A 25105-nucleotide genomic window follows, 5' to 3' on the forward strand; every position below is an offset into this window, starting at 1 on the left:
GCTTATGAAAGCAAGAACGATTCTCCAGGGCCGTGCCAGCCCGTGGCTGTTGGCGGGACTGGCGCTGGTGCTCTGTGGGCCGTGGCTGGCGTTGAGCCAGACCAGCCCGCGTGACTTTGGCGATGCGCCTGATCCTTATCCCACCAAGCTTGAGGCCAACGGGGCGCGGCATGTTCCGGGGGGGGTGACGCTGGGCAATGTGGTGGATACCGAGCTGGATGGGCAGCCGGATCCGGAGGCGCTGGGCGATGACAAGGTGCCGGATCCGCAGCGGCCGGACGAGGACGGGGTGACGTTTTTGACGCCCTTGATTCCGGGACAGACGGCCACGGTGCAGGTGGTGGTCGCGGGGACGTCGCAGCGGGGTTATTTGTATGCGTGGGTGGATTTTGGCAGGAACGGCTCGTGGGCGGAGACGCAGGAGCGGATATTCTTCCAACAACTGGTCAACCGGGGGACGAATGTGCTGCAATTTTTGGTGCCGGCGTCGGCGAAAGAGGGGCCCACGTTTGCCCGTTTCCGGATCAGCGCCGAGAACGAGCAGTTGAGCTATGTGGGGCTGTCCAGCACGGGCGAGGTGGAGGATTACCGCGTGTTCATTGAGGCGCAACAGTTTGATTTTGGGGATGCGCCGGACAGTTACCGCACCACGTTGGAGAAGGACGGCGCCCGCCATGTGGCGGTGGGGCCGATGCTGGGGTGGGTGAGGGACACGGAAACGGATGGCCAGCCGGGCAGCGATGCCAAGACTGACGATCAACGGCCGGAGGGGGCGCCAGACGATGAGGACGGGGTGTTTTTGCCGGGCACGCTGGCGCCGGGACGCGGGGCGAGTGTGGAGGTGGTGGTGACGGGGAACTTCGAGCGGGCGCGGCTGGATGCGTGGGTGGACTTCAATCGCAACGGCTCTTTTGAGGATCCGGAGGATCAAATATTCAACGATGTGCCCGTGTTTCAGGGCACCAACCGGCTGTCGTTCCTGGTGTTTTCCCGGGCCGAGAACGGACTGACCTACGCGCGCTTCCGCGTCAGCCAGGGCGGCAAGCTGAATCCCTACGGGTTGGCGCCGGATGGGGAGGTGGAGGATTACCCCGTGATTATTCAGTCGGAGGTGGATTTTGGCGACGCGCCGGCGCCGTATCCCACCCTGCTGCGCGACAACGGGGCGCGGCACACCGTCAACGCGGACGTTTATCTGGGTTATCAAATTGACGCCGAGACGGATGGCCAGCCCACCCCCAATGCCGACGGGGATGATCTTAATCCCACCAGCACTTATGATGAGGACGGGGTGATTTTCACCAGCGCGGTGGTGCCGGGGCGGCAGGCGACGGTGCAGGTGGTGGCCAGCACGCGCGGGCGGTTGTATGCGTGGATAGATTTCAACCGCAATGGCAGTTGGGCGGATCCGGGGGAGCAGGTGTTCAATGGGGAGCTGCTCAGCCCGGGGTGGCAGATACTCACCTTTGACGTGCCGGAAAATGCCGTTTTGGGGGAAACGTTCAGCCGGTGGCGCTTCACGCTGCAGGGCGGCGCCCTGTCCTTTACGGGGTCGGCGCCGGATGGGGAGGTGGAGGACCACAAAGTCAAGATCATTCCGGATCGGGAGCGTTGTGATCTGGGCTGCGAAGGGCGCGAGTTTTGGCTGACCTTCCCCGGCAACTACGCGCCGGACCCGGACAATCCGACGCGGCCGTCGCTGGCCATTCAAGGGCCGGCGGGGACGACGGGCACGGTGAGCGCGCCGGCGCTGGGGATTTTGGTGAACTACACCATTCCCACCACGCTGGTGGCGCGGATCACCCTGCCCACGGCGGCGGATTTGGGGAATTTGCAGGATGCGATCACCAACCTGGGCATCCGGGTGACGGCCAACCGGGATGTGCGGGTGACGGCGTTTAATCATGCGCGGTACACGACGGACAGTTACCAGGCGCTGAACACCTCGGTTTTGGGGACGGAATACCTGGTCATGGCGTATGGCAATGTGCACGCCGGGGTGCCGTATTTGAACGGCAGCCAGTTTGCGATTGCTGCCGCGCACAGCAACACGGTGGTCACCATCACGCCGAAGGTGACCGTGGGCAGCCGGCTGGCGGGGGTGCCGTACCAGATCACCCTGCAACCGGGGCAGGTCTATCAACTGCGCGCCACGCGGGACGCGCCGGCGGATTTGACCGGCACGGTGATCAAGTCGGACAAGCCGGTGGCGGTGTTTGCGGGGCATCATTGCGCGAATGTGCCGTCCGATGCGGTGTGGTTCTGTGATTACGTGGTGGAGCAACTGCTGCCGGTGAATGCGTGGGGCAACACCTTTTACGTGGCGCCGCTGGCCACGCGCAGCAACGGCGACATCCTGCGCATCCTGGCGGCGCAGGATGGCACGGAGGTGTATGTGAACGGCCTGCTGGCGGCCACGCTGAATCGGGGGCAATACCATCAGCGGCTGCTGACCGTGCGCTCGGAGATTTACGCGAGCAAGCCGGTGCTGCTGGCGCAATATGCCACCAGCTCGGATTTTGACGGCAACCCGCAGGCGGATCCGTTCATGGTGCAGGTGCAGGCGACGCGGCATTATTCGAGCGCGTACATTTTTGTGACGCCCACCAATGATTTTCCGGTCAACTATGTGCAGATCATGATCCCCACCTTCGCCACCAATTCGGTGCTGTTGAATGGCGCGCCGGTCAGCCCGTCGCTGTTTCAGCCCATTGGCTCCACCTTCATGGCGGTGGCCAATGTGCCGGTGGCGGTGGGACGGCACATTCTCACGGCGGACACCAGTTTTGGCATCACCGTGTATGGGTGGGGCACGTATGATTCTTATGGGCATCCGGGGTGCGTGTACTTTGGGGATGTGCTGGAGCCGCAGGTGATGCCGCCGACGGTGAACTACACGGTCAATGTGGCGCAGAATCCGAATAATCCGGGGATGGCGGCGGTGCCCAACATCGCGGGCCAGACGACCAGCAAGGATAATTGCGGGCAAGAGTATCCGGTGCCCGAGCAATCCATTCCGGCTGGGACGTTGCTGGGGCCGGGGGTGTACACGGTGAATGTGTATGTGGCCGATTACAGCGGCAATGTGGGGATGGTGCCGGTAAATGTGGCGGTGATTGATCCCTCGCCGGTGACGATTCAATGCCCGCCCAACCTGACGGTGCCGTGCCAGAATGGGCAGGGGGCGGTGGTGCCTTTCGAGGTGCGGGCGTTCACCACGTATGAGACGAATGTGGCGGTGGTGTCCACGCCGCCTTCGGGGAGCTTCTTCCCGGTGGGCACCACGGTGGTGACCAATGTGGCCACCAGCACGGCGGGGAACACGGCCGTCTGCACATTTACGGTGACGGTGACGTGTGAAGCGAAGGTCAGCGCGGCGCTCAACCGCAACGGCATGTTCCTGAATTGGGGGCGGATGGGGACGCTGGAGTATTCGGTGAATCCCACCGGGCCGTGGTTTACGGTGACTTCCAACACCAATCAATTTCTGGCGCCCACCACGGGGCCGCGCGGGTTCTACCGCGTGCGCTACAACGAGCCGTAGGCGCGGGCGGCTGCCAGACGCGGCCCACCTGGTGCAAAAGGGGGTGGGATCAAGGCGCCCGCCTCATTGATCCTTCATCCACACCATCGAGCGGCCGCCGCGGTTGAGGCGCGCATAGTTGGGGATGGCCAGCAGCGGGGCGCCATTGGCCCAGACGCCTTTGATGATTACCACGCCGCCCAGCAAATCCGGCCGCCATTCTGTGCTCAACGGGGTGGTGGGGGGGAGGTGGGATTCGAGGTTTTGATCCACGCTTTCCACGTTGTAAATCAGCGGGCCGCGGCGCAAGGCCACGCGGCCGCGGTTGGCGGTGATGCGGTCATCGGCCTTGATGCGCTGCACGGGCAGCGGCAGCTCCAGTTCAACGCGATCCCCCGGCTGCCAGGCGCGTTTCAAGGTGACGTAGCCGTCGCGCACGGCGGCTTTCACGGGCCGGCCGTTGAGCGCCACGCTCAGCACTTCCGCGCAGGCGGGGGTGTTGGTGTAGAGCAGGCTGGTCTGGCGGTTGGGCACGCGCAGGTGGAGGGAGAAGGTGCGGCGGGCGGCGGGTTGGACGGTGAGCGTCACCCGGCCCTGCCAGGGATACTCGGTGGTTTGCTCCAGCCGCAGGGGGGCGCCGGCGACGTGGGGCAGCGTGACCACGCTGCCGGCGTAGAGATTCACGTACACGGCGTCCTGGCCCAGGGTGTACATCCAGGTGGGCAGCATGAGGAGGGTGCGGGGGATGTTGCCCACGCAGCAGGGGCAGGCGTGCCATTTGTAACGCGGGGCGGAGGAGTCGAGGGGATTGGTGTAGGTGAAGTTCTGGGCTTCCAGGTCCACACTGCCGAGGACGGCGTTGTAGAGGGTTTCCTCGTAGAGGTCGGCATAGCGCGCCTGGTGCCAGAGACGCTGCATTTTGTGCTGGAAAAACACCATGCCGCAGCCGGCGCAGGATTCGCAATAGGAGGCGTTGGGGAGGGAATAATTTTTGCCGAAACCTTCGCTGGTCTCGCCGCTGCCGATGCCGCCGGTGACGTAATATTTGCAGTGCACCAGATTGTGCCAGAGCGATTGCACGGCGCTGAGGTAATCCGGGTCATGGGTGGCCAGGGCCACATCGGCCATGGCGGAATAGGAATAGGCGGCGCGCACGGCATGGCCCACGGCTTCATACTGGCGGGTGACCGGGAGGTGGCTCTGATCGTATTCCTCGCCGCCGTTGCGGGCGTCCAGCAGGTATTTGGCCAGCTCGAAATACGGCCGGCCTTTGCCGGGGCCTTCCACGAAGTCCACATACCAGGCCAGGCGGGCCAGGGTTTGCTCCAACTCCTGATGGCCTTCGTACCAGGGGCGTTTGGGTGGCGGGCCGATGTGCCGCACCCAACAGTCGGCCAGTTTTTTGGCGGCGTCGTACAGACGCGTGTCCCGGCCTTCGGTGAGGCGGTGATGGGCGAGGGCGGCGGCGATGAAATAGCCGGCCACGTAGCCTTCATGATCGTGCTTGTTGCGCCAGCGGGGGCGGTTTTCGATGGTGTATTGGGTGTGCAGATAGCCATCCGGCTCCTGGGCGGCGAGGAGGATGGGAATCCATTTCTCCAGGGTTTGCTGGAGGCGTGCCTGGCCGGCGCGCCAGTCGGCATCGTCGCCCGGCTCCACCATGAGGGCGAGGCAGATGGATTCGAGGGTATTAAAGACCCACGCATTGGCAAACACCGGGCCGAGGTGACGGGCGCCGGTTTTGCCGGCCAGTTTGTGGGCGGCCTGCACGAAGTTTTCCAGCCCGCCCTCGCGGGTGGCGGGGTCTTCGATTTTGGCAATGCAGTGGGGGAGCCAATTCAGGGTGAGGGCCTTGAGGCGCGGCCGCCAGAAGGGACTGGTGATTTGGTAACGTTGCGGCGGGAGCCATTCCAGCGCCCGGGCGGGCGGGGGCGGCTCGGCCCAGATGCGCAAGGTGTCCGCTCCCTCGGCGGCGCCGTCGTGGGCGGAGAACTGGAGCACGTACTGGCCGGGGGCGGAGAAGCGTGCGGTGGTGGCGGCTTGCGCCGCAGCTTCCAGGGTCACGCGGCCTGGGCCGGAGATTTTGCTCCAGCGCACGGTGGGGGCGGGCAGCACTTTGCCGTCGTCCCGCGCCACGCCGTCCAGATAGGTGCGGCCGGGCAGGACCACGATGCGATCCGGCCCCGCGGTGACGCGCGGGGGGAAGTTGGGGGAGTTGCCGGAATCCAGCACGCGCCATTCCAGCAGGCCGGTGGAGAAGCGCTCCTGGCCCTCCATCTCCAGGCGCAGGCGGGTGGTTTTAATTTCCGGGAAGGTGGTGACGTTGAACTGGTTGGCCTGGAGGCCCAAACCCTCGGCGCCGGGCACGGGCACAAACTCCGTGCCGTTCCAGTAGAGCAGGCGGCAGGCGCGCGGCAGGCGCACGCCACGGCGGTCATCAAACCAGTACACCTCGACGCGGCGGGTGGCGATGGGCTGGCTCCAGTCATATTGCACCCATTGCGTGCCGGTGCGCGGCCAGTTGCCATAGGCGCCGTGGCGTTTGTCATCGGAATGCGCCGGGGTGAAGCCGTCGTTGAGGGCGGCGAGGGTTTCATGCGGCGACACGTAGGAGGTGGAGGGCGAGGCCACCAGCGCGAGATTCACCTCGGCGGCGGGCAAACCCAGGGCGCCCGCCACGAGGGCGAGCGCCGCGGCCAGCGGGTGGAGGGGGCGGCAGGGGAGCGGCAGCGTGGGCATCATAGGAATTATTTAATAGTATTAAGTAATTACATCCTACGGTTTCCTGCACGCAGGGCAAGCGAAAATCACCGGGCCGGAGCCGGGCGGGGAGGCCGCCGCGGCGCGGAGGCAGGAGCGGGTGGGAGCTGGAGTGGTTTGAGGGGGGTGGTGGGGATTTTGCGCTTTTCATTTAGGCGGGGCATGGCATCTTCAGGGTGTGACACGTGTGACCGTTGACCTGTTTGAGCGCGAGATACAGGAGGCTTTGCAGGCCTATGATCGGTATATTGTGTGCCTGGAAAAGCCGACGGAGGATTTTGAGAGCGCGCTGCGGCGGCTGGTGGAGAAGGCGATTCGGGCCTATGAGACGCGGGCGGCCGGTTTGCGGCATGGCATCGCGCTGGATCGCCAGATCACCGTGATGGTCAGCCAGACGGACACCGACCGGCCGATGTGCGGGATATACTTCAACTTGTACTCGCCTTATTCGCGGCAACTGGGGAGCCAGGGCAAGGGCACGTGAGCGGCGGGAGGCGCGGGCGGGGCGGGGGTGGCGAGCGCCGGGGCGGTTCACCAAGATTGCAATTCATCACACCATTCATTTCCATGAAACATTCCACCAAGCCACAGATTCTTTGGGGCGGGCTGGCGTTGGCCGTGGTGCTGGGCGGGCTGGTGCCGGCCGGCGCGCAAACGCGGTACGAGCCGAGGTGGGAATCGCTGGATCGGCGGCCCACGCCGGAGTGGTTCCTCGACGCGAAATTTGGCATTTTCATTCATTGGGGGGTGTACTCGGTGCCGGCGTGGGGCGCGCCGAAGCAATATGCCGAATGGTATTGGAACCGGATTTACGACAAGAAGCCCAACAATCCGTGGTGGCAGTTCCACGTGAAGAACTACGGCGCGGAGTTTGAATACCACCAGTTTGCGCCGCTGTTTCGGTGCGAGCTGTTCAACCCGGAGCAGTGGGCGGATATTTTTGCGCGGTCGGGGGCGAAGTATGTAGTGCCGACCTCGAAGCATCATGAGGGGTATTGCCTGTGGCCGAGCGAGCACGCCAGCAAGACGTGGGGCCGGCCATGGAACAGCGTGGAGGTGGGGCCGAAGCGCGATCTGCTGGGCGAGCTGGGGGAGGCGGTGCGCAAGCGGGGATTGAAGTACGGTTTTTATTATTCGCTCTACGAGTGGTACAATCCGCTGTGGCTCACCAACCGCCAGCGGTATGTGGAGGAGCACATGATCCCGCAATTCAAGGACGTGGTGACGCGCTATCGGCCCGCCCTGATTTTTGCGGACGGCGAATGGGACATGCCGTCGAAGGACTGGAAGAGCGAGGAGCTGCTGGCGTGGCTGTTCAATGAGTCGCCCTGCCGCGAGGAGGTGGTGGTGAATGACCGGTGGGGCAAGGATTGCCGCCACAAACACGGCGACTATTACACCACCGAGTATGCCGCGGGGCTGAAGGACGCCAGCCATCCGTGGGAGGAAAACCGGGGGATGGGCTACAGCTACGGTTTCAACCGCGCCGAGACGATTGATGATTACAAGACGGCGCGGGAGTTCATTTACATCCTCTGCGATCTGGTGAGCCGGGGCGGCAATTTGCTGCTGAACATCGGGCCGACGGCCGACGGGCGGATTCCGGTGATCATGCAGCAGCGGCTGCTGGAGATCGGCGACTGGCTGCGGGTGAATGGGGAGGCGATCTACGGCACGCGCTACGCGGGCCGCTCGTGCCAGTGGAGCGAGGGCAAACGGCCGGGGCAGCAATACGGCGAGTACATGGTTAAGTTCAACCTGATGGAGCAGGTGGGGCAGCAGCCGAAGGGCGAGCTGGCGGTGAAACAGATTTGGTTCACCAAAAAAGGCGACACCGTTTATGCCATCACGCCCGGCTGGCCGGGGCGGCAACTGGTGGTGCGGGACATCCGGGTGGCGCCGGGCACGCAGGTGACGATGCTGGGCCGCGCCGGCGTGTTGAGCCATCGGTTGGAGAACGGGCGGCTGGTGGTGGATTTGCCGGCGCTGGGGCCGGACGAGGCGCCCTGCCAGCATGCGTTTGCCTTCAAGATTACCGGGGCGGAGATGATTCCGGGGGAATAAGGCCGGCGGGGGGCAGAGTGAGCAGGCGGCGCACCTCCTCGAGCACGCGCTGGAGGGGCACGGTTTTTTCCAGATAACCTTCGACCCGATGGCGGATGGTTTTTTCCACCACCTCGGGATCAAAAATCACGCCGGTGAGGAGGAGCACGGGGACGCCCGGGGCCAGGTTTTTCAACTCGCGCACCAGCTCGAGGCCATCGGTGTCTTCCATTTGCAGATCGGTGATGATGAGGTCGGGGCGTTGCTGTTGCACGGCCTGGCGGGCTTCTGCGGCGTTGGCGGCCTGCGTCACGCGATAGGTCTGGCGGGTCAGGGCGCGGCCCAGCACCTCCCGGACGGGGGCTTCGTCGTCAATGATGAGGATGTGTTTCATGCGCGTGAAGCGGCGGCGGCGCGCGGATCGTGTTTGGGGGGCGGCTGGCGCAGGAGCAGGATGCCGGCCACGACTTTTTCCTGGTCGCGCAGGGGAAACAGGCTGAAATGCATGGGGATGATGGCGCCCTGTTTGTTGACGAGGTAGCCGGTGCGCTCGAGCAGCTCGCGGCCTTCTTTCAAGGCGGGCGGCAGGGGGTCCACTTTGGTTTGCATGTCCTCAAAAGCGGCGCGGAAGATTTTGTGCAGCGGGCTGCTGATCAGCTCGGCCTCGGTGTAGCCGGTGGCCTTGAGGACGGCGGGGTTGACGCGGGTGATGTTGCCGGCCTTGCTGATGACCAGCAGGGGCTCGCCCAGGGCGTTGATGAGGGTGTTGGCGTAGCGGACCTGGTGCTCCAAGCTCTGGCTGGTCCAGACATTTTCCAGGGTTTCATCCTTGAGCGTCTCGCCGGCGGCGACGAGGCGGGCGGACTGGGTTTCCAGGGTCTCGCGGAGGCGTTCGTTTTCCGCCTGCAAGGCGTGGAAATCCTCCGCGGCCACCACCAGGCGGCCGCGCAACCCCCAGAGGGCCGCCACACAGGCTGCCAGGCCGAGGGCGGCCAGGGCGCGCTCCAGCGGACCGGCGCCGAGGATGAGGAGGACCAGGGCGGCGCCTGCGGCGGCCACAAGGCAGATGCGCAAGGTCATGACCTGGCCGGTTGACATGCGCCTAATTATGCCGTGGCAAGGCGCGGGAGGCCAGCCCAAATGCGGGGTGCGCGGGTCCACCCATGGCGGGCGGCGGGTGGGAAATCCGAAGGCCGCCGTTCAGGCGTTGAACTTGAACAAAATCACGTCCCCATCCTTGACGACATACTCCCGCCCCTCGATGCGGTAGTGGCCTTTTTCGCGGGCGGCGGCCACGGAGCCGCATTGCACCAAATCCTGCCACGGCACGACTTCGGCCTTGATGAAGCCTTTTTCAAAATCGCTGTGAATGACGCCTGCGGCCTTGGGGGCGGTGTCGCCGGCGGTGATCGTCCACGCGCGGGCCTCCTCCTGGTTGAAGGTGAAGAAGGTGCGGAGGCCGAGGAGCTGGTAGGTCTGGCGGATCAGGCGGGCCACGCCGGACTCGGTCACGCCGAGGGCCTGCAGGTATTCGGCGGCCTCTTCCGGGGTCAGGTCCACCAGATCGCTTTCCAACTGGGCGGCGATGGGCACGGTGTCGCAGCCGTGGTGGGCGCGGGCATATTCCATCACGCGGCGCACGTGGGGATTTTCCGGGGCGGCGGCGAGCTCGTTTTCCTTGAGGTTGGCGGCAAACAGGGTGGGCTTGTCGGTGAGGAGGAAGAAATGCCGCGTGATGGCCCGCTCTTCCGGATACAGATTCAGGGCGATTGCCGGTTTGCCGCTTTGCAGGTGGGCTTCGAGCTTTTTGAGCAACTGCTCCTCCTGCAGGGCATGAGGGTCGCCGCGTTTTACGTCGCGGGCGATTTTCTCCTGGCGGCGGTGGAGGGTTTCCAGGTCGGCCAGGATGAGCTCGGTGGTGACGATGTCAATGTCGCGCACGGGGTCAATGCTGCCGGTGACGTGGTGGATGTCGGGGTCTTCAAAGCACCTGACGACGTGCACCAGGGCGTCCACTTCGCGGATGTGGCTGAGGAATTTGTTGCCCAGGCCCTCGCCGCGGGAGGCGCCCCGGACCAGGCCGGCGATGTCAATGAACTCGATGGTGGCGGGCACGCGGCGGGGGACGTGGACGACACGGGCGATTTGCTCGAGGCGGTCGTCCGGCACGGCCACCACGCCGAGGTTGGGTTCGATGGTGCAAAAGGGGTAGTTTTCGGCCGGCGCCTTGTGCGCGCGGATCAGCGCATTGAACAGGGTGGACTTGCCCACGTTGGGCAACCCGACAATGCCGGCTTTTAGCATGACGCCAGCCAACCTGATTCCCTGCTGAAAGTCAATGCCGGAAGGGGGGGAAAACCGGCTGCCTGCCGTCCCCCGGGGGTGGCGGGCAGGTGTTATGCCGCCCCTTATTCTTTGTCAAACACGACGATACGCGTTTCGCGTTCGAGTTTGAAGCGGGCCAGGAGCCGGGAGCCGCGGACCTGGATGTCCTTTTCCCAAGGTCCGTCCACGCTGAGGGTGTAGCGATCACCGCTTTCCCTGGCCCAGGTGCCGCGCAAGATGTTGACCGGCTGGCCATGACCGCCGGACTTGATGACGAGTTTGTTGTTGATCAGGCCCAGGAGGGTGACGTCGTGCAAATTATTGGTGTAACTGGCCATGAGCTGGTTGTACTCGGCCCGTTTCCAGGTGGCCCGGGTGCGGCGCTGCTCGGCGAGGGAGGCCTGGTAGTTGTACACCCAGCGGCCGAGGATGGGCTCGTCAAATTTGGCGGATTTGCCCGTGGCGAGGTAATTGGAAAGGTCTTTGAAATCGAGCTTGAGGATTTCGTTCATGTAGGGGCGGTTGGTGACGATCAAGCGGAAGGACTCCTCGCCCATGATCTGCTGAAAGGGCGTCTTGGGCATGGAAAGAATGGTTTTCTTGAACTCCACATCCCCGGCGATGCGATCGTACATGACGCGGTATTCATCGCGCTCGCCCAGCTCCATGATGGGCGGGTAGCTGGTCAGGCGCCCCACCAGCAGGGGGTTGTGGTACACCATGCCCATGAGGTCGGAGACCTCGTAGTATTTTTTGGGGGCGGGATTGAAGGCGGCGGCCACGCGATTCATTTTGGTGGATTCGAGGGCCTCATGCGCCTTGAGGAGGTAGCGCCAGGCGGCGGAGTCCTGGTCGCCGGAGGCGAGCTGGCTTACGGGGTAGGCGAGCACCTGGATGAACACGGCGATCAAAATGAGGTAGAGGGTGGCGTTGACCACGGAGAGCGCGGCGCCGAAGCGTTCATTGGTGCGCAGCCAGAGCGTCTGGACGAATTCCGGGGCGTGGTATTTGTAATGGGTGTCGAGCATTTGATGCACCTTGGTGGCCACCACCTTGAAGACCACCATGACCAGCAGGAAGATGATGAGCGGCGCGATGAAGAAGCCGTGAAACTTGGTGCCCAGGTTCAGTTTGTCAAAAATGGGGTACAATAACGGCGCCAGCGGCGTGGCCAGCGCCGAGGCCAGCAGCAAACCCACCATGGTTATGCCGGTGCGCACCGCCCCCCAGGTGTAGCCCAGGGCCGCGGAGGCCAGCACCAGCACCAACGCCAGAATCCAGATGATCATGCCCCCATTTAAGGAAGCCGCGCCGGAAAAATCACGCAGTTTTTTCTGCCTTTTTCCCGGTTCAGCCTGCCCGGACTCATCCTGGGGGCGGCGGGCGATTAATAGCCGGCAGAGGCTCCGGATTTGGGACGTTGGATCAGCTCGATCTCGTAACCCTCCGGGGCGTCAATGAAGGCAAAACCGCCGCCGTCGGGCTTGAGGATGGGGCCGTCCGAATACTTGAGGCCATGGCGTGCCAGATGCTCCGCAAAGGCTTCCAGGCTGTCCACCTCGAAGGCCAGATGGGTCAAATCCGGCTGCACCTGCACCGGCCCGCTGGCGGGGTAATAACAAATCTCAATCTGCTCCTCGCTGCCCGGGGCCTTGAGAAAGACCAGCTCCGAGCCGCGCGGCGATTTGTGGCGGCGCACCTCCTCTAGTCCGAGGATGTCCTTGTAAAAACGCACGGTTTTTTCCAGGTCATTCACCCGGTAGCGCGTGTGCAGTAATTTGCCGACTCTCATAGGTTAAGGAGATAGCACGGATTACATCCGGGGGCCAAAAGAAATTGGCGGGCCAGCGGCGCGGGGCGGGCGGTTGCCGGGGCAGTTTTTTCCGCTTTCCCAGGCGGCCTGGAGAGGTTCAGAATCAGGGCATGGCATGGCGTCCCAGGCAAAAGCTCCCGGCCAAAGGACCTCCGCCGCTGAGCGCGCAGGAGGAGGTGCTGGCCCAGTGGCGGGGCATGGACTACGGCCCGCTGGAAAAGGCGCGGGCCAACGTGGCCAAGCCGCTGGGGCAGGTGCTGGCGCGGGTGTGGGAGCGGCGGCGGTTTGAGCAGCGGGTGCAGGAGAGCCAGATTCGGCAGGTGTGGAATCAGGTGCTGGATCCCCAGATCACCGCGCACGCCCAGCCGGTGAATCTGGTGCGGGGCACCTTGTTTGTGACGGTGGACAGCTCGGTGTGGCTGGCGGAAATTGTGCAGTACCGCCAGAAGGAGATATTGGAGCGACTGCAGCATGGTTTTGGGCGGGAGAAAATCCAGCGGCTGAGTTTCCGCCAGGGATGAGGCGGGGCCGGGCCGCCGGGCCACTTCAAACTTGCCACGGGCCACGGCCTTCTCTTTCATCTCCCCATGCGCGCCCGGCCAACCTGGTTTCGCCGCTGGCTGCCGGTGGGATTATGGATGCTGGTCATCTTTATCGCTTCCACCGGCGCGTTGTCGGCCGACAACACCTCGCGGGTCATCGGCCCGGTGCTGCGTTTTTTCTTTCCCGACATTCAACCCGGGACCATCGCGCAGGCGCAATGGGTATTTCGCAAGGCCGCGCATGCCGCGGAGTATTGGGTGCTGGCGCTGCTGGTGTGGCGCGCCCGGCGGCAGGGGCGGGACGTGCCGCCCGGCCACTGGCAGTGGAAGGAGGCCGCCTTTGCCTTGGGCTTTGCCACGGCCTACGCCATCACGGATGAAGTGCATCAGTACTTCGAGCCTTCCCGGCAGGGCCAGGTGATGGATGTAGCCATTGACGCTTTGGGCGCGGCGGCGGGGTTGGGCGTGGCCTGGTGGAGCACGCGGCGCGCCGCCGCCCGGCAACGGCCCGCGTCCCCGGCGCTGCCAGCCGCGCTGTCCCGCTCATGAGACGCTGCCCCATGCTGGCCGTGGGCGGCCTGCTGGCGCTGGGGGTGCTGGCGGGACGGTATTTTGAAGCGCCGCCGGGGATCCTTTTGGCGGCCGTGGCCGCCACCGCGCTGGCCGCGCTGGCGCATGCGCGGTGGGGTCCGGCCTGGCTCTGGCTCATGGTGTTTCTGGCCGGGTGGTGTCACGTGGTTTGCTGGAGTTTTCCGTGGAGTCCCCATGATTTGCGGCGGGTGGTGGGCGACGAAATCCTGGAGGTGGAGATGGCGGGCAGGCTGCTTGAAGCGCCGCTGCAGAAGCCTTTTGCGGGCGGTCAGGGGACGGAACTTTATAGTGCGGCGATGGTGGAGGTGGAATGGCTCCAGCGCGAGCGTCAGGCGCCCGAGCCGGCGGCAGGGCGGGTCATGGTCACCGTGCCGGAAATGCTGGGCGATGCCTTTTTTGCCGGGCAGCGCGTGCGGCTGCGGGGCCTCTTGCAACGGCCGCCGGCGGCGCGGCTGCCGGGGGGCTTTGATTACCGGGCGCATCTGGCGCACCGCGGCATTGATTATGTGGTGCGCACGCGCAGCGCGGCAGACTGGCAGCTTGAGGGCGGCGGCGCGGCGCGTCCGCCGTTGCCGGCGCGCTTTCAAGTGTGGGCGCGGACGGCGCTGGCGCGGGGCCTGCCGGAGGAGGAGGGGGAAGCGGTGCGGCTGCTTTGGGGGATGCTGTTGGGCTGGCGCGGCGGGTTGACCGAGGAGATGACGGCGCCGTTTCTGCAATCCGGCACGATGCATTTGTTTGCCATCAGCGGCCTGCACATTGGATTGCTGGCGTTGGTGCTGGTGGCTGTGGCACGTGCGGTGGGCTTGACGCCGTTGTCCGCGCGCCTGGTGGCGCTGCCGTTGTTGTGGTTTTACATCGCCGCCACGGGCGGGCCGGCTTCCGCCGTGCGCGCGGGGATCATGCTCAGCGTGTGGTGGGGCGGGGGGCTGCTGCGGCGTCCGCCGCAACCGCTGAACACCGTCTGCGCCGCGGCGGTGCTGATATTGTTGTGGGAGCCGCGCCAGTTGTTTCAAGCGGGTTTTCAGCTCAGTTTTGCGGTGGTGCTGGCGCTGGTGTTGTGGGCGCCGCCGCTGGCGCGATGGCTGGAGTCGTGGGGGCAGCCTGATCCGTTGGCGCCGCCCGAAACCGCGCCAATGATCCTGGCGCTCCGGGCGGGGTGGCGCTGGCTGGCCCAGGGGCTGGCGGTTTCGGTGGTGGCCTGGCTGGCCTCGGCGCCGCTGGTGCTGTGGCATTTCCATTGGGTTACGCCGGTTTGTCTGTTGGCCAATCTGCTCATGGTGCCGTTGGGCGGCCTGACGGTGGCGGCCGGGGCGGGCAGCCTGTTGACGGTGGCCTGGTGGCCGGCGCTGGGTGAAATATTCAATCACAGCGCCTGGGCGCTTATGCAGGCCCTGGTCATGTGCAGCCAGGGTTTTGCGCAAATGCCGTTGGGCCACTGGCCCGCCGCCCAACCGCCTTGGGGATGGTTGATGCTCTACGCGGCGCTGGGGGTGGGGGTGTCCCTGCCGTTGCTGGCGACGCGATGGCGCGCCGGGCTGGGGGGGCTGATGGCGGCCATGGTGCTGGCCTGGGCGCCGTTGGCCCGCATGCAGCAGGCCGAGTCGGTGACGGTGCTGCCCCTGGAGGACGGCTGCTCGCTGCTGCTGCGCGAGCGGGGCTGGGCGGCCCTGGTGGATACCGGCCGGGCCGAGCCGGCGCGGCGGCAGGTGATTCCTTTTCTGCACGCGCAGGGCGTGTCGCGCCTGGATGCGCTCGTCATCACCCACGGTGATTTGGGCCAGATGGGCGGCGCGTCCAGCCTAGCCGCGGAGTTTCGGCCCGGCCGCATTGTGTATGGGCCGCTGTGGCATCGTTCGGCGGCGTATCGGGACTGGCGGCAGCACGTTGAAGCCATCGGCCTGGGACAGGTGGTATCGGCCGGTTTTCAATTGGCAGGCTGGCAGTTGTTGCATCCCACGGGGGAGGAGCCGCTCGGGGCCGCCGATGACACGGTGCTGGTGTGGCGGCGCGCCAGGGCGGGCGGCGGCTGCCTGCTGCTGTCCGATTTAAGCCGTGCCGGCCAACACCAACTGGCCCAGCGCGCCGGGGCCGGACAACTGCGGGCCGACATATTGATTTGCGGTTTGCCGGAGCAGGGGGAGCCGCTGGCCGATGGTTTTCTGCGGTTGGTGCAACCGCGGCTGGTGATTGTGGCCGACAGTCTGTTTCCTGCGGATCGGCGCGCGCCGAGATCACTGGGGCAACGGCTGGCCCGCCAGCGGGTGGCCTTGTGGTGCACGCGCGAATGTGGGGCGGTGCAAATCACCTTCAGCCCGTCCGGCTGGCGCGCCCGGGCCATGGACGGCCGGGAGGCGCTGGCCGAGGAGCTGCCTGGCTGGCAGCCGCTGATTCCGGAGGAGGGGGCGGAGTAAACCCGCGGTGGCGGAAGGGGGCCGGCCTATTTCGCTGTTCCCTTGCGGCGCACCAATTTCTGCAGGCGGTGGTTGTTGCCGTCGGCCACGTACAGGTTGCCGTCGGCATCCAGCGCGATGGCCCAGGAATGTTGAACTCGCCGGGGCGGGCGCCGGGACCGCCGATGATTTCCACCGGCCGATCCTGGGCATCGAGGATTTGGATGCGGCTGTTGCCAAACTCGCAAACATACTGATAGCCCTCGGCGTCCACTTTGATGTCATAGGGATAACTGAACTCACCGGGCTGTTTGCCGGGCTTGCCGTGCATCCGCAGGAATTGGCCGTTGGCGTCAAAGATTTGAATGCGGTGATTGCAGGAGTCGGCCACGTACACGCGATGCTGGCGGTCCACGGCCACGCCTTCGGGGCGGTTGAATTCGCCCGGACCGCTGCCGGGGCGGCCCCAGGCGGCCAGCAGGCGGCGGTCGGCCGCGGCAAATACCTGCACCCGCTCGACGACGGTATATTCCGGAATGAAAAAGTCGCCCTGGGCATTGACGGTGATGGCGCGGGGGAGGATGAGCTGGCCCGCATTGGTGCCGCGCTGGCCCCATTGGCGCAGGAGGCGGCCTTCGGGGGAGAAATGATTGATCCGTTGATAATGCGGCTCGACGACGAGGATGTTGCCCTCGGCGTCGAGGCTCATGCCCTTGGCCTTGCCCAGGGCGGTTTCCTCCATTTGCCACGACAACAGAAACCTGCCGTCGGGGGAGAACTTTTGCACCCGGCCGGTCATGTCCACGGCATAGACATTACCGGCGCGATCCACCGCCACCGAGCGCGGCTTGCTGAACTGGCCCAGGCCGCTGCCGCGCTCGCCGATGATTTCCACGCGCTCAAAGAACCGGCTGGTGAGGGGGGTGGAGCGGGGGGAGTTGGCGGGCGTGCAAGCCAGGGCCAGCCCCAGGCAGGCGCTGATCATTTTCCGCCGGCGGGCAACGGGCGCGAGTAGTTGCGCCAGCCCATGGAGCGCCAGCGGCAGCAAGGCCAGCAGCACGAGCCAGAGGCAGAGCGTGTTGACCAGGCCATGATGTCCGTAATGCAGCAGGTTGAAGACGCGCAAGGCCAGGGTCTCGCCGCCCGGCGGCTGCACGAGCAAAATGGTTTCGGCATCCCACAGGGCCAGCAAATAAACGACGTACCACACGGCGACCAGGGGCCGGCCGGCCTGCGGCCACACCGCGTGGCGGAACCAGGCCCAGCCATGCGCCCCCTCCAGGCGTGCGGCTTCGAGCAGGGTGCGGTCCAGGGCGCCGAGGGCCAGGCGGGCGCCAAACCAGCCCACGGCCAGGTAGCGCACGGTGAGGGCCAGCCACATGATGGCGTGGCTTTGGTAGATTATTTGCAGGCCGGGCCGATTAAACAACGTGATCCAGAGCACCCCCAACAACACCCCCGGCACCAAAAAGGGCACCCATAACCCCCATTCCCACCAGCGCACGGGCCGGGGCTGACCGGCCGCCGTGCGATGGGCAAGGAGGCCGGCGGCTGTCACCGTCGAGGCCGTGATGACGGCGTTGAGCAGGGAAGTGCGGATTGCCTCCTGGTCACTTAGGGCCACCGGCAGCAGCGTCTGCAAGCCGGCCGCTGGCAGCAGGCGGGCCAGCGGCGCCAGCACCGAGAGGCCCAGCAGGACGCCTCCCACCGTCAGCGCCCCATAATAGCCGGCTTTGCCCAGCCGTTGGCGGTAGAGGGCGGCGGGCGCCTCGCCGGTTGTGCGCGGCCAGCTCCATTCCCGCGGCCGGCTGAGCCCCCACAACAAGCCGGCCGCGGCGATCATCAAGGGCAGTCCGCGCAGGAGCGCGGCCAGGGGATTCAACTCGGTGTTGAAGGCCACCCACATCTCGGCCGGCAGCACGCGCACCTGCAAGATGGCCGGCACCGCCATTTGATTGAGCGCCAGCACGGCCACCAGCCCGGCCGCCAGGGCGAGCCGTTGCCGCGCGGCCGGCCACAACAGCCAGCGGCACAAGAGCCAGTTTTGCAGGGCCGGCTCGACTTCGTAATGCTCGCGGGTCAACGCCTGCCAAGCACTCCAGGCCGCCAGGCAGGGGATGGGCCAATACATCAGGGTGAGCACCCACGCCGCGCCGGGGAGGGAATATATTTTGCATCCCGGGGGCAGGAGGTGCGCCAGCCTGCCGCCGGCGCCCAGCCAGGCGAGCCAGCCATCCACCACCACAAACGAGGGCAGGGCCAGTGCGATGATGGTGCCGCCGAGGGCGAAGTTGCGCGCGGCGCCGCGCAGGCCGTGGAGGGCCAGCGCGGCCAGCAGGCCGGCCAGGACGGCGCCCGCAGTCACCAGGGCAGCCAGCGCCAGACTGTGGGCCAGCAGAAGCCAGTTCATCGGAGGAAGATTTGCTTCAACCGCTCGTTGGTATCGTCCAGGTCCCGCAGCAGCTCATCCCAGCGGACGCGCAGGTGGGGGCGCAAGCCGGGTTGTGCACCCTCCAGGGCTTCGGCATTCAACAGGGCATCCAACACCGGCCGGCTTTGAAGATAACGAAACAACGCTTCGGCCTCGGCGGGATGCGGTCCGTTTTTCACCACGGCCACGGTGTTGGGAATGAGCAGGGTTTCCTCGGTGAGCGGCAGGGCGATGATGGGATAACCACGTTTTTGGCCGGCGGCAATGTCATCCGAGTCGGTGAGGCCGAGGGCGGCTTCGCCGCGTCCCACCAGATTCACCACCACGGAGTTGCCATCCACCAGGAAGGGTTTATTGGCCTGCAGCGCACGGCACCATTGCTCCCAGGCGGCGGTGCCCCAGTACTGACGGAGGGCGTGGAAGTGGGTGGCGGTGGTGCCAAAGAGAGGATAGGCCAGCGCCACTTTGCCGCGCCATACCTGATTGGTCAGCTCGCGCAAGAATACCACATTGGTCACGGTGAGCTGCGGGGCCAGGCGGGTGTTGGCCACCAGGCGGCGGCTGCGGAAGCCGAAGGCCGCCCAGCCGTTGGTGGCGCGAAACACGCCGCGCGCGGCCAGTTGCCGCGTGCGCAGCTCCTCGTTGCCCCAGAACACATCGGCCTGCGGGCGGTTGGTCTCGGCGAGCAGCCGGTTGGCCAGTCCCACGGTTTTGACGGCCTCGCTGTCAAAGACCGTCCGCACCTTGATGCCGGTTTCCCGCGTGAAGTCCCGCAGGATGGGTTCGGCAAAGACCTGGTCCTGGGCGGCATAGACCACCACCTCACCGCTGGAGCTGCGCCCGCAACCGGGCAGGCACACCGCGGCGGCGATCAGGGCGCAGAACGCGAGGGCCAGCCGGGCATGGCAGCCTGGAGTTTGAGAAGGCCCGGTCGAACGATCCTCCAACGTTGCAAAGGATATATGTTGCATGGCTGGCGGCGAGTCTAGCGGTTCCGCGGCCCCCTGCCAAGCGGATCGCCCTGCGGCCCGCCGGCGGGTGAAGCTCCCGGGCCGGGGCAGGCGCGGGAGGTGGCTTGTGAGTCTGGGATGGCCCTTATCCAGGCCGGCTGCCGAAAAGCAGGATTGCCAAGTTGCCCGGGCTGACGCAAGGTAGAGCGCGGAATCCAACGATGAAAAAGCTACTGGCGGCCATGAGGCATCTGGGGGGCGGCTGGCTATGCCTGCCGGCCCTGCTGGTTTTAATGGGTTGCGGCCCGGAGGCGGTGGAGGTGTTCAACGGGCGCGATCTATCCACCTGGCGCGAGCCGCGCGGGCGGTGGCAGGTGGTGCGCGCGGTCAAGCTGTCGCCAACGGATCCCAAACAATTTGTCTTTGAAGAAGGAGAGGACGTGCTGGTCAACGGCCGCAACGAGCGCACGAGTGATCTGCTGAGTGTGATGGAGCATGGGGATGTGGCGGCGCACATTGAGTTTTGCGTGCCGAAGAACTCCAACAGCGGCGTTTATTTCATGGGCCGGTACGAGGTGCAGATTTTGGACAGTTGGGGCGTGAAGGAGCCGAAGCACTCGGACTGCGGCGGCATTTACGAGCGTTGGAAGGACAACCGGGGTTACGAGGGCCATGCGCCACGCGTGAACGCCAGCAAGCCGCCGGGGGAGTGGCAGACGTTTGAGGTGATTTTCCGGGCGCCGCGCTTTGACGCCTCCGGCAAGAAGGTGCAGAACGCCCGTTTTGTCAAAGTGGTGCACAACGGGGTGGTGGTGCATGAGAATGTGGAGGTGACCGGCCCCACGCGGGCGGCCACGTTTGAGCATGTGCCGGAGCAGCCCAAAGGCCCGCTGATGCTGCAAGGGGATCACGGCCCGGTGGCCTTTCGGAAGATCACCCTCAAGCCCCTGCAACTCGATTAATCGCAGGTGCATCCTCCGGCTTCCAGGGAAGTGCGGCGGCTGCGGGATCTCTCGCCCCAGCAGTGGCGGAGCGGCATTGCCGCATGGCTGGGGTGGTTTTTTGACGGGCTGGACATGCACCTGTTCACGCTGGTGGCCACGCCCTTTGTGATGGCCCTGGTGCATGCTGCCACGCCGGATGTGCCGGAGGTGAAGGAAAAAGGCTCGTACATTCAGGCGGCCTTCATGGTGGGCTGGGCGCTGGGCGGGGGGTTGTTTGGGCGGGTGGGCGATTTGCTGGGCCGCAGCCGCGCCCTGTGTCTGACCATTCTGACGTATGCCCTGTTCACCGGCCTTTCGGCGGTGGCGCAGACGTGGTGGCACCTGATGATTTTTCGCTTCATCTCGGCGCTGGGCATTGGGGGGGAATGGGCGGTAGGTTCGGCGCTGCTGGCGGAGACATGGCCCAAACGCTGGCGGCCGTGGATTGCAGCGGTGCTGCAGACGGGGGTGAATCTGGGGGTGTTGCTGGCGTGCCTGACGGCCTTTCTGATGAAGGGGCTGAATCCGCGGTGGGTGTTTCTGGTGGGGGTGTTGCCGGCGTTTATTGTGTTGTGGATACGCCGCCATGTGCCGGAGCCGGAGGAATGGGCATCTGCCCGCCAGAGCGCCCGGGCCCAGCAGGAAAGGACGCCCGGGGTGCGCGATTTGTTTCGGGGCGGGGTGCGGCGCGTCACGCTGCTGACCATCGTGGTGTGCGCCACCGGTCTTTCCGGGTGGTGGGCCTTCATGTTCTGGCAGCAGCATCATGTGATGAATCTGGCGCAGTTGCGGGACTGGACGATGGAGGCCAAACGCGGGCTGGTGGCGCAAACGTTCTTCTGGATCATCGGCATTTCCATCCTGGGCAATTTTGTGGCGGGCGCGCTGGCCCGGCGGCTGGGCTACCGGCGGGCCATTGCGCTGATGAGCGCCGGCTTTGTGGCCACGTTCATCGGGGCCTTTGGGCGGGAATGGGATTACCGCTGGCTGACGGGTTTCTGGCTGCCGGCGATTGGTTTTTGGAGCGGGTTGTTCGGGTTGTACACCATGTTTTTGCCGCCGTTGTTTCCCACCCTGCTGCGGACCACGGGGGCGGGTTTTTGCTACAACATCGGCCGGCTGGTCAGCGCGGGGGCCATCATTGTATTTGGCGCGCAAACCGCGACGGCAGATTTTCGCGTGACGCTGCTGGCGGTGGGGATGCTGTTTCTGGCTCCGATGATCGTCACTTTATTCCTGCACGAGCCGGCCGATGAACAGCCGCCGGCCGGGGAAACCGCAGCCCATTGAGCCGGGACGCCGTGGCGGCCGGAGGCGCGGCCGCCGCCCTGGCCGGGGGGAGGCCGGGGTTTTGCCGGGCGGTCATTTTTCATGACAGTTTTCCGGGGGTGGACTAAAATGAGGATATTTATTGGGATATGATGACGTTGCAGGAACAGATGACGCAACTGGCGCGGCAGGCCCGGGCGGCCGCGCGGGAGCTGGCCACATGGAGCACGGCGCAGAAGAACGAGTGCCTGCTGGCCATGGCCGAGGCGCTGGAGCGGCACGCCGGCGAGCTGCAGGCGGCTAATGCGGAAGATTGCCAGGCGGCGCAGGCGGCTGGTTTGTCCGCCGCGATGCTGGATCGTTTGAAACTGGACGAGAAACGCATAGCGGCGATGGCGCGGGGATTGCGCGAGGTGGCCGCGCTGCCCGATCCGGTGGGGCGGGTGCTGGATGAGCGCGTGCGGCCCAACGGGCTGCGGTTGCGCAAGGTTTCCACGCCCATCGGCGTCATTGTCATCATTTATGAGGCCCGCCCCAATGTCACCGCCGATGCCGCCGGACTCTGCTTCAAGTCCGGCAACGCCACCATTCTGCGCGGCGGCAAGGAGGCCATGCGCTCGAATCAACTCATCGCCCGCCTCATGGTGGAGGCGGCGCGGGCGCGGGTGCCGGCTTTTCCCGAACATGCCATTCAGGTGGTGGCCACCCCCGAGCGCGAGGCCATCCCGGCGCTGCTTTCCCTCACGCAATACGTGGACTTGTGCATGCCGCGCGGGGGCGAGGGTCTCATCCGGGCCGTGACCGAGTGCAGCAAAGTGCCGGTCATTAAACACTACAAGGGCGTGTGCCATGTCTTTGTGGAGCGCGCGGCGGATTTGGACATGGCGGAGAAGATTGTCGTCAACGCCAAGTGCCAGCGTCCGGCCGTCTGCAACGCCATGGAGACCCTGCTGGTGGACCGGCCGCTGGCGGAGAAGTTTCTGCCGCGGATTGCCGCCGTGCTGGCCGCCAAAAAGGTGGAGCTGCGCTGCGACGCCGAGAGCCGGCAGATTCTTTCGGAGCATCCCCCGGCGCAGACCAGCGCGTGGAAAATCCGCCCGGCCACGGAGCAGGATTTTTACACCGAGTACAATGATTTGATTTTGAACGTGCGGGTGGTCAACGGCGTGCAGGAGGCCATCGCCCACATCGCCCAATATGGCTCGGCGCACAGCGATGCCATCGTCACGCAGGACGAGGCGGCCGCGCAGGCCTTTCTGGCGGGGGTGGACAGCGCGGCGGTGTATTGGAATGCGTCCACCCGCTTTACCGACGGGGGCGAATTTGGCATGGGGGCGGAGATTGGCATCAGCACGGACAAGGTGGGCGCGCGCGGCCCGATGGGGCTGGAGGAGCTGACCAGTTACAAGTGGCTGGGCTACGGCTCCGGCCAGTTGCGGACCTGATTGGCCGGGCATGAGCCACGCCTCCTCCAGCCCGCCGGCCTCGGAACTACACGCAGAAGCCTGCGCGGCGCAGGCGGAGTTTGTGCGCCGCCAACTGCCGCCGGGCGGCCTGTTTGCGGGGCAGAGCTGGCGGCTGGCCCTGCGCCCGTTTTCCCTGGGGCCGGCTCTGGCGCGCGAGCTGGAGACGCTGGGGCGGGTGTTGCTGCAGTTTTATCAGGCGGCCAATCTGTTGTACCGGCGCAGCCGCGCGGGTGAAATGCCGCCCTGGATTGCACAATGGCTTGACGCCGGCAAACCGGCGGAATTGTTGGAGTGGCAAAACCATCCCGCCTTCCGCAAGGAGGTGCCGCGGGTGATCCGGCCGGATTTGCTGCTCACCGAGGACGGTTTCAGCATCACGGAATTGGACAGTGTGCCCGGCGGCATCGGGCTGACGGCGTGGTTGCAGCAAACCTATGCCGCCTCACCCCTGGCCCGGCAGCAGGAGTTTCAGATACTGGGCGGCGCCCAGGGCATGGCCCAGGGGTTTGCCACCATTTTCCCGGCCTCCGCGCCGGTGCGCATCCTGGTGTCGGAAGAGGCGGCGACTTACCGCCCTGAGATGGAATGGCTGGCGGGGATGTTGGGGCCGGAGCGCTTCCAGGTGTACGGCGCAGAGTTTGCCCAATTCCAGTCCGGCGACGCCGTGTATCGGTTTTTCGAGCTGTTTGATTTGCCCAACGTGCCGTGTGCCCGGCGGGTATTCGGGCTGGCGGCGGGGGGGGAAATCACCCTCACCCCGCCGCCCAAGCCGGCGTTGGAGGAGAAGAGCCTGCTGGCGCTGTTTTGGAATCCCCATTTGCAGGACTATTGGCGGCGCGAGCTGGGGGAGGGTTTTCAGACGCGGCTGCAGCGGCATTTTCCCTACACGTGGATGTTGGATCCCACGCCCCTGCCGCCGCAAGGGGCCTACCCGCGCCTGGACTTCAGCTCGTGGGAGCAGCTTAAGCGCCTTTCGCAACGCCAGCGGCAGTTGGTCATCAAGATTTCCGGCTTTTCGGAGCGTGCCTGGGGGGCGCGGGGGGTGTATGTGGGGCATGATCTTTCCGCGGCGGACTGGAGCCGGGCGGTGGACGAGGCGCTGGCGGCGTTTCCGCACTCCCCCCACATTCTGCAGGTTTATACGGTTCCGCGGCGGGTGGAGGCGGAGTATTATGATTTTGGGCATCGGCGTGCGGTAACGATGCCTGCCCGGGTGCGGCTGTGTCCCTATTATTTTGTCAGCGGCGAGTTTCCGCAGGCGCGCGCCCGGTTGGGGGGTGTTCTGGCGACGTTGTGTCCGGCGGACAAAAAGATAATACATGGCATGGCCGATGCCGTGCTGTCACCGGGGGCGATATGAATTTGGGCGAATACATCCTGTTGTCCACCAGCTCGCTGTTTGTGATCATGGATCCCATTGCGTTGGTGCCGGTGTTTCTGGCCATGACGCCGAAGGATTCACCGGCGCGGCGCGTTTATTTTGCGCGGCTGGCCTGTCTGGTTTCGGCGGGGGTGCTGATCACCTTTGCGCTGGTGGGGCAGTGGATTTTCAAGTTTCTGGGCATCACGCTGCCGGCCTTCCAGATGGCCGCCTGTGTGGTGCTGCTGCTGGTGGCGCTGGACATGCTGCAGGCCAAACCCACCTCCACCCGCGAAAGCCCGGAGGAAACCGAGGCGGGGGCGGCCAAGGAGGATATTGCAATTACGCCGCTGGCCGTGCCTTTGCTGGCGGGGCCGGGGGCCATTTCCACCACGTTGCTGCTGCAGAGCAAGGCCGCGACGGTCACGCATAAGATTGCGCTGCTGGGCTGCATCGTGGTGGTGTGCGTGGCCAGTTACGTCATTTTGCGCGTGGCGGCCCGGGGAGGGAAATGGATCAGTCCGATTGCGATGAAAATTGCCACCCGCCTCATGGGGCTGCTGCTGGCGGCCATTGCCTTCCAATTTCTGCTCAACGCCCTGATGGAATTGCACAAGAGCGGTTACTTTTAGACCACGGGCGGGCGGGGAGGCCGGCCC

The 25105-nt window shown here is 65.3% G+C and carries 18 protein-coding genes and 4 pseudogenes; 13 read left to right on the forward strand and 9 right to left on the reverse strand.

The window, feature by feature from the left end; genetic code table 11:
• The first annotated feature begins 4 nt into the window (after positions 1 to 4).
• Positions 5 to 3544: a GEVED domain-containing protein gene (locus N3J91_03900; protein ID MCX8155586.1), complete on the forward strand. Its 3540-nt coding sequence runs from the start codon at positions 5 to 7 to the stop codon at positions 3542 to 3544.
• Between the two features lie 63 nt (positions 3545 to 3607).
• On the opposite strand, the gene N3J91_03905 is transcribed toward N3J91_03900, so the two are convergent.
• Complete coding sequence (locus tag N3J91_03905; protein ID MCX8155587.1) at positions 3608 to 6265, reverse strand: glycoside hydrolase family 127 protein; 2658 nt, start codon at positions 6263 to 6265, stop codon at positions 3608 to 3610.
• 196 nt (positions 6266 to 6461) lie between these two features.
• On the opposite strand from N3J91_03905, the gene N3J91_03910 reads away from it, so the two are divergent.
• The 4 genes and pseudogenes from N3J91_03910 (at position 6462) to N3J91_03925 (ending at position 8347) form a co-directional block, all read left to right on the forward strand.
• Complete coding sequence (locus N3J91_03910) at positions 6462 to 6767, forward strand: hypothetical protein (GenBank protein MCX8155588.1); 306 nt, start codon at positions 6462 to 6464, stop codon at positions 6765 to 6767.
• Positions 6768 to 6850: 83 nt separating this feature from the next.
• A pseudogene (locus N3J91_03915) lies at positions 6851 to 7933 on the forward strand (alpha-L-fucosidase).
• Positions 7934 to 8046: 113 nt separating this feature from the next.
• Positions 8047 to 8208 (forward strand): annotated as a pseudogene (locus N3J91_03920) (PE-PGRS family protein).
• Positions 8129 to 8347: a hypothetical protein gene (locus tag N3J91_03925; GenBank protein MCX8155589.1), complete on the forward strand. Its 219-nt coding sequence runs from the start codon at positions 8129 to 8131 to the stop codon at positions 8345 to 8347. Before N3J91_03920 ends, N3J91_03925 begins: the two are co-directional and overlap by 80 nt.
• On the opposite strand, the gene N3J91_03930 is transcribed toward N3J91_03925, so the two are convergent.
• The 5 genes from N3J91_03930 to N3J91_03950 form a co-directional block, all read right to left on the reverse strand.
• Positions 8316 to 8720: a response regulator gene (locus N3J91_03930; protein MCX8155590.1), complete on the reverse strand. Its 405-nt coding sequence runs from the start codon at positions 8718 to 8720 to the stop codon at positions 8316 to 8318. The two genes, N3J91_03925 and N3J91_03930, sit on opposite strands and share 32 nt — an antisense overlap.
• Complete coding sequence (locus N3J91_03935; protein MCX8155591.1) at positions 8717 to 9424, reverse strand: PAS domain-containing protein; 708 nt, start codon at positions 9422 to 9424, stop codon at positions 8717 to 8719. The genes N3J91_03930 and N3J91_03935 overlap by 4 nt, the downstream gene beginning before the upstream one ends.
• Positions 9425 to 9526: 102 nt before the next feature.
• Complete coding sequence (ychF, locus tag N3J91_03940; protein MCX8155592.1) at positions 9527 to 10630, reverse strand: redox-regulated ATPase YchF; 1104 nt, start codon at positions 10628 to 10630, stop codon at positions 9527 to 9529.
• 104 nt (positions 10631 to 10734) lie between these two features.
• Positions 10735 to 11940 carry a CvpA family protein gene (locus N3J91_03945; GenBank protein ID MCX8155593.1) on the reverse strand — a complete coding sequence of 402 codons (1206 nt, stop codon included), beginning with the start codon at positions 11938 to 11940 and terminating at the stop codon, positions 10735 to 10737.
• Positions 11941 to 12038: 98 nt separating this feature from the next.
• Positions 12039 to 12443, reverse strand: a complete 405-nt coding sequence (locus N3J91_03950) for a VOC family protein (protein ID MCX8155594.1) — start codon at positions 12441 to 12443, stop codon at positions 12039 to 12041.
• 131 nt (positions 12444 to 12574) lie between these two features.
• On the opposite strand from N3J91_03950, the gene N3J91_03955 reads away from it, so the two are divergent.
• The 3 genes from N3J91_03955 (at position 12575) to N3J91_03965 (ending at position 16008) form a co-directional block, all read left to right on the forward strand.
• Positions 12575 to 12985 carry a DUF721 domain-containing protein gene (locus N3J91_03955; protein MCX8155595.1) on the forward strand — a complete coding sequence of 137 codons (411 nt, stop codon included), beginning with the start codon at positions 12575 to 12577 and terminating at the stop codon, positions 12983 to 12985.
• 66 nt (positions 12986 to 13051) lie between these two features.
• Complete coding sequence (locus N3J91_03960) at positions 13052 to 13555, forward strand: VanZ family protein (GenBank protein MCX8155596.1); 504 nt, start codon at positions 13052 to 13054, stop codon at positions 13553 to 13555.
• A complete protein-coding gene (locus N3J91_03965) occupies positions 13552 to 16008 on the forward strand; it encodes a ComEC/Rec2 family competence protein (protein ID MCX8155597.1) in 2457 nt (818 codons plus the stop codon). Before N3J91_03960 ends, N3J91_03965 begins: the two co-directional genes overlap by 4 nt.
• 87 nt (positions 16009 to 16095) lie before the next feature.
• Here the strand turns inward: N3J91_03965 and N3J91_03970 are convergent.
• The 3 genes and pseudogenes from N3J91_03970 to N3J91_03980 form a co-directional block, all read right to left on the reverse strand.
• Positions 16096 to 16200 (reverse strand): annotated as a pseudogene (locus N3J91_03970) (hypothetical protein).
• Between the two features lie 10 nt (positions 16201 to 16210).
• Positions 16211 to 16696: pseudogene (locus tag N3J91_03975) on the reverse strand (6-bladed beta-propeller).
• Positions 16697 to 18393: 1697 nt separating this feature from the next.
• Positions 18394 to 19389, reverse strand: coding sequence for an extracellular solute-binding protein (locus N3J91_03980; GenBank protein MCX8155598.1), 996 nt, complete (start codon positions 19387 to 19389; stop codon positions 18394 to 18396).
• Between the two features lie 200 nt (positions 19390 to 19589).
• Between N3J91_03980 and N3J91_03985 the strand changes: the two genes are divergently transcribed.
• The 5 genes from N3J91_03985 (at position 19590) to N3J91_04005 (ending at position 25078) form a co-directional block, all read left to right on the forward strand.
• On the forward strand, positions 19590 to 20330 hold the full coding sequence (locus tag N3J91_03985; protein MCX8155599.1) for a DUF1080 domain-containing protein: 741 nt from the start codon (positions 19590 to 19592) through the stop codon (positions 20328 to 20330).
• A 6-nt stretch (positions 20331 to 20336) separates the two neighbouring features.
• Complete coding sequence (locus tag N3J91_03990) at positions 20337 to 21641, forward strand: MFS transporter (protein ID MCX8155600.1); 1305 nt, start codon at positions 20337 to 20339, stop codon at positions 21639 to 21641.
• Between the two features lie 131 nt (positions 21642 to 21772).
• A complete protein-coding gene (locus tag N3J91_03995) occupies positions 21773 to 23065 on the forward strand; it encodes a glutamate-5-semialdehyde dehydrogenase (GenBank protein ID MCX8155601.1) in 1293 nt (430 codons plus the stop codon).
• 10 nt (positions 23066 to 23075) lie between these two features.
• Positions 23076 to 24446 (forward strand): hypothetical protein, encoded by a 1371-nt coding sequence (locus N3J91_04000; protein MCX8155602.1) that lies wholly within the window; start codon positions 23076 to 23078, stop codon positions 24444 to 24446.
• Positions 24443 to 25078 carry a MarC family protein gene (locus tag N3J91_04005; GenBank protein MCX8155603.1) on the forward strand — a complete coding sequence of 212 codons (636 nt, stop codon included), beginning with the start codon at positions 24443 to 24445 and terminating at the stop codon, positions 25076 to 25078. The genes N3J91_04000 and N3J91_04005 overlap by 4 nt, the downstream gene beginning before the upstream one ends.
• Positions 25079 to 25105: the final 27 nt, after the last annotated feature.

Source organism: Verrucomicrobiia bacterium, from assembly GCA_026414565.1.
GTDB lineage: Bacteria > Verrucomicrobiota > Verrucomicrobiia > Limisphaerales > Fontisphaeraceae > Fontisphaera.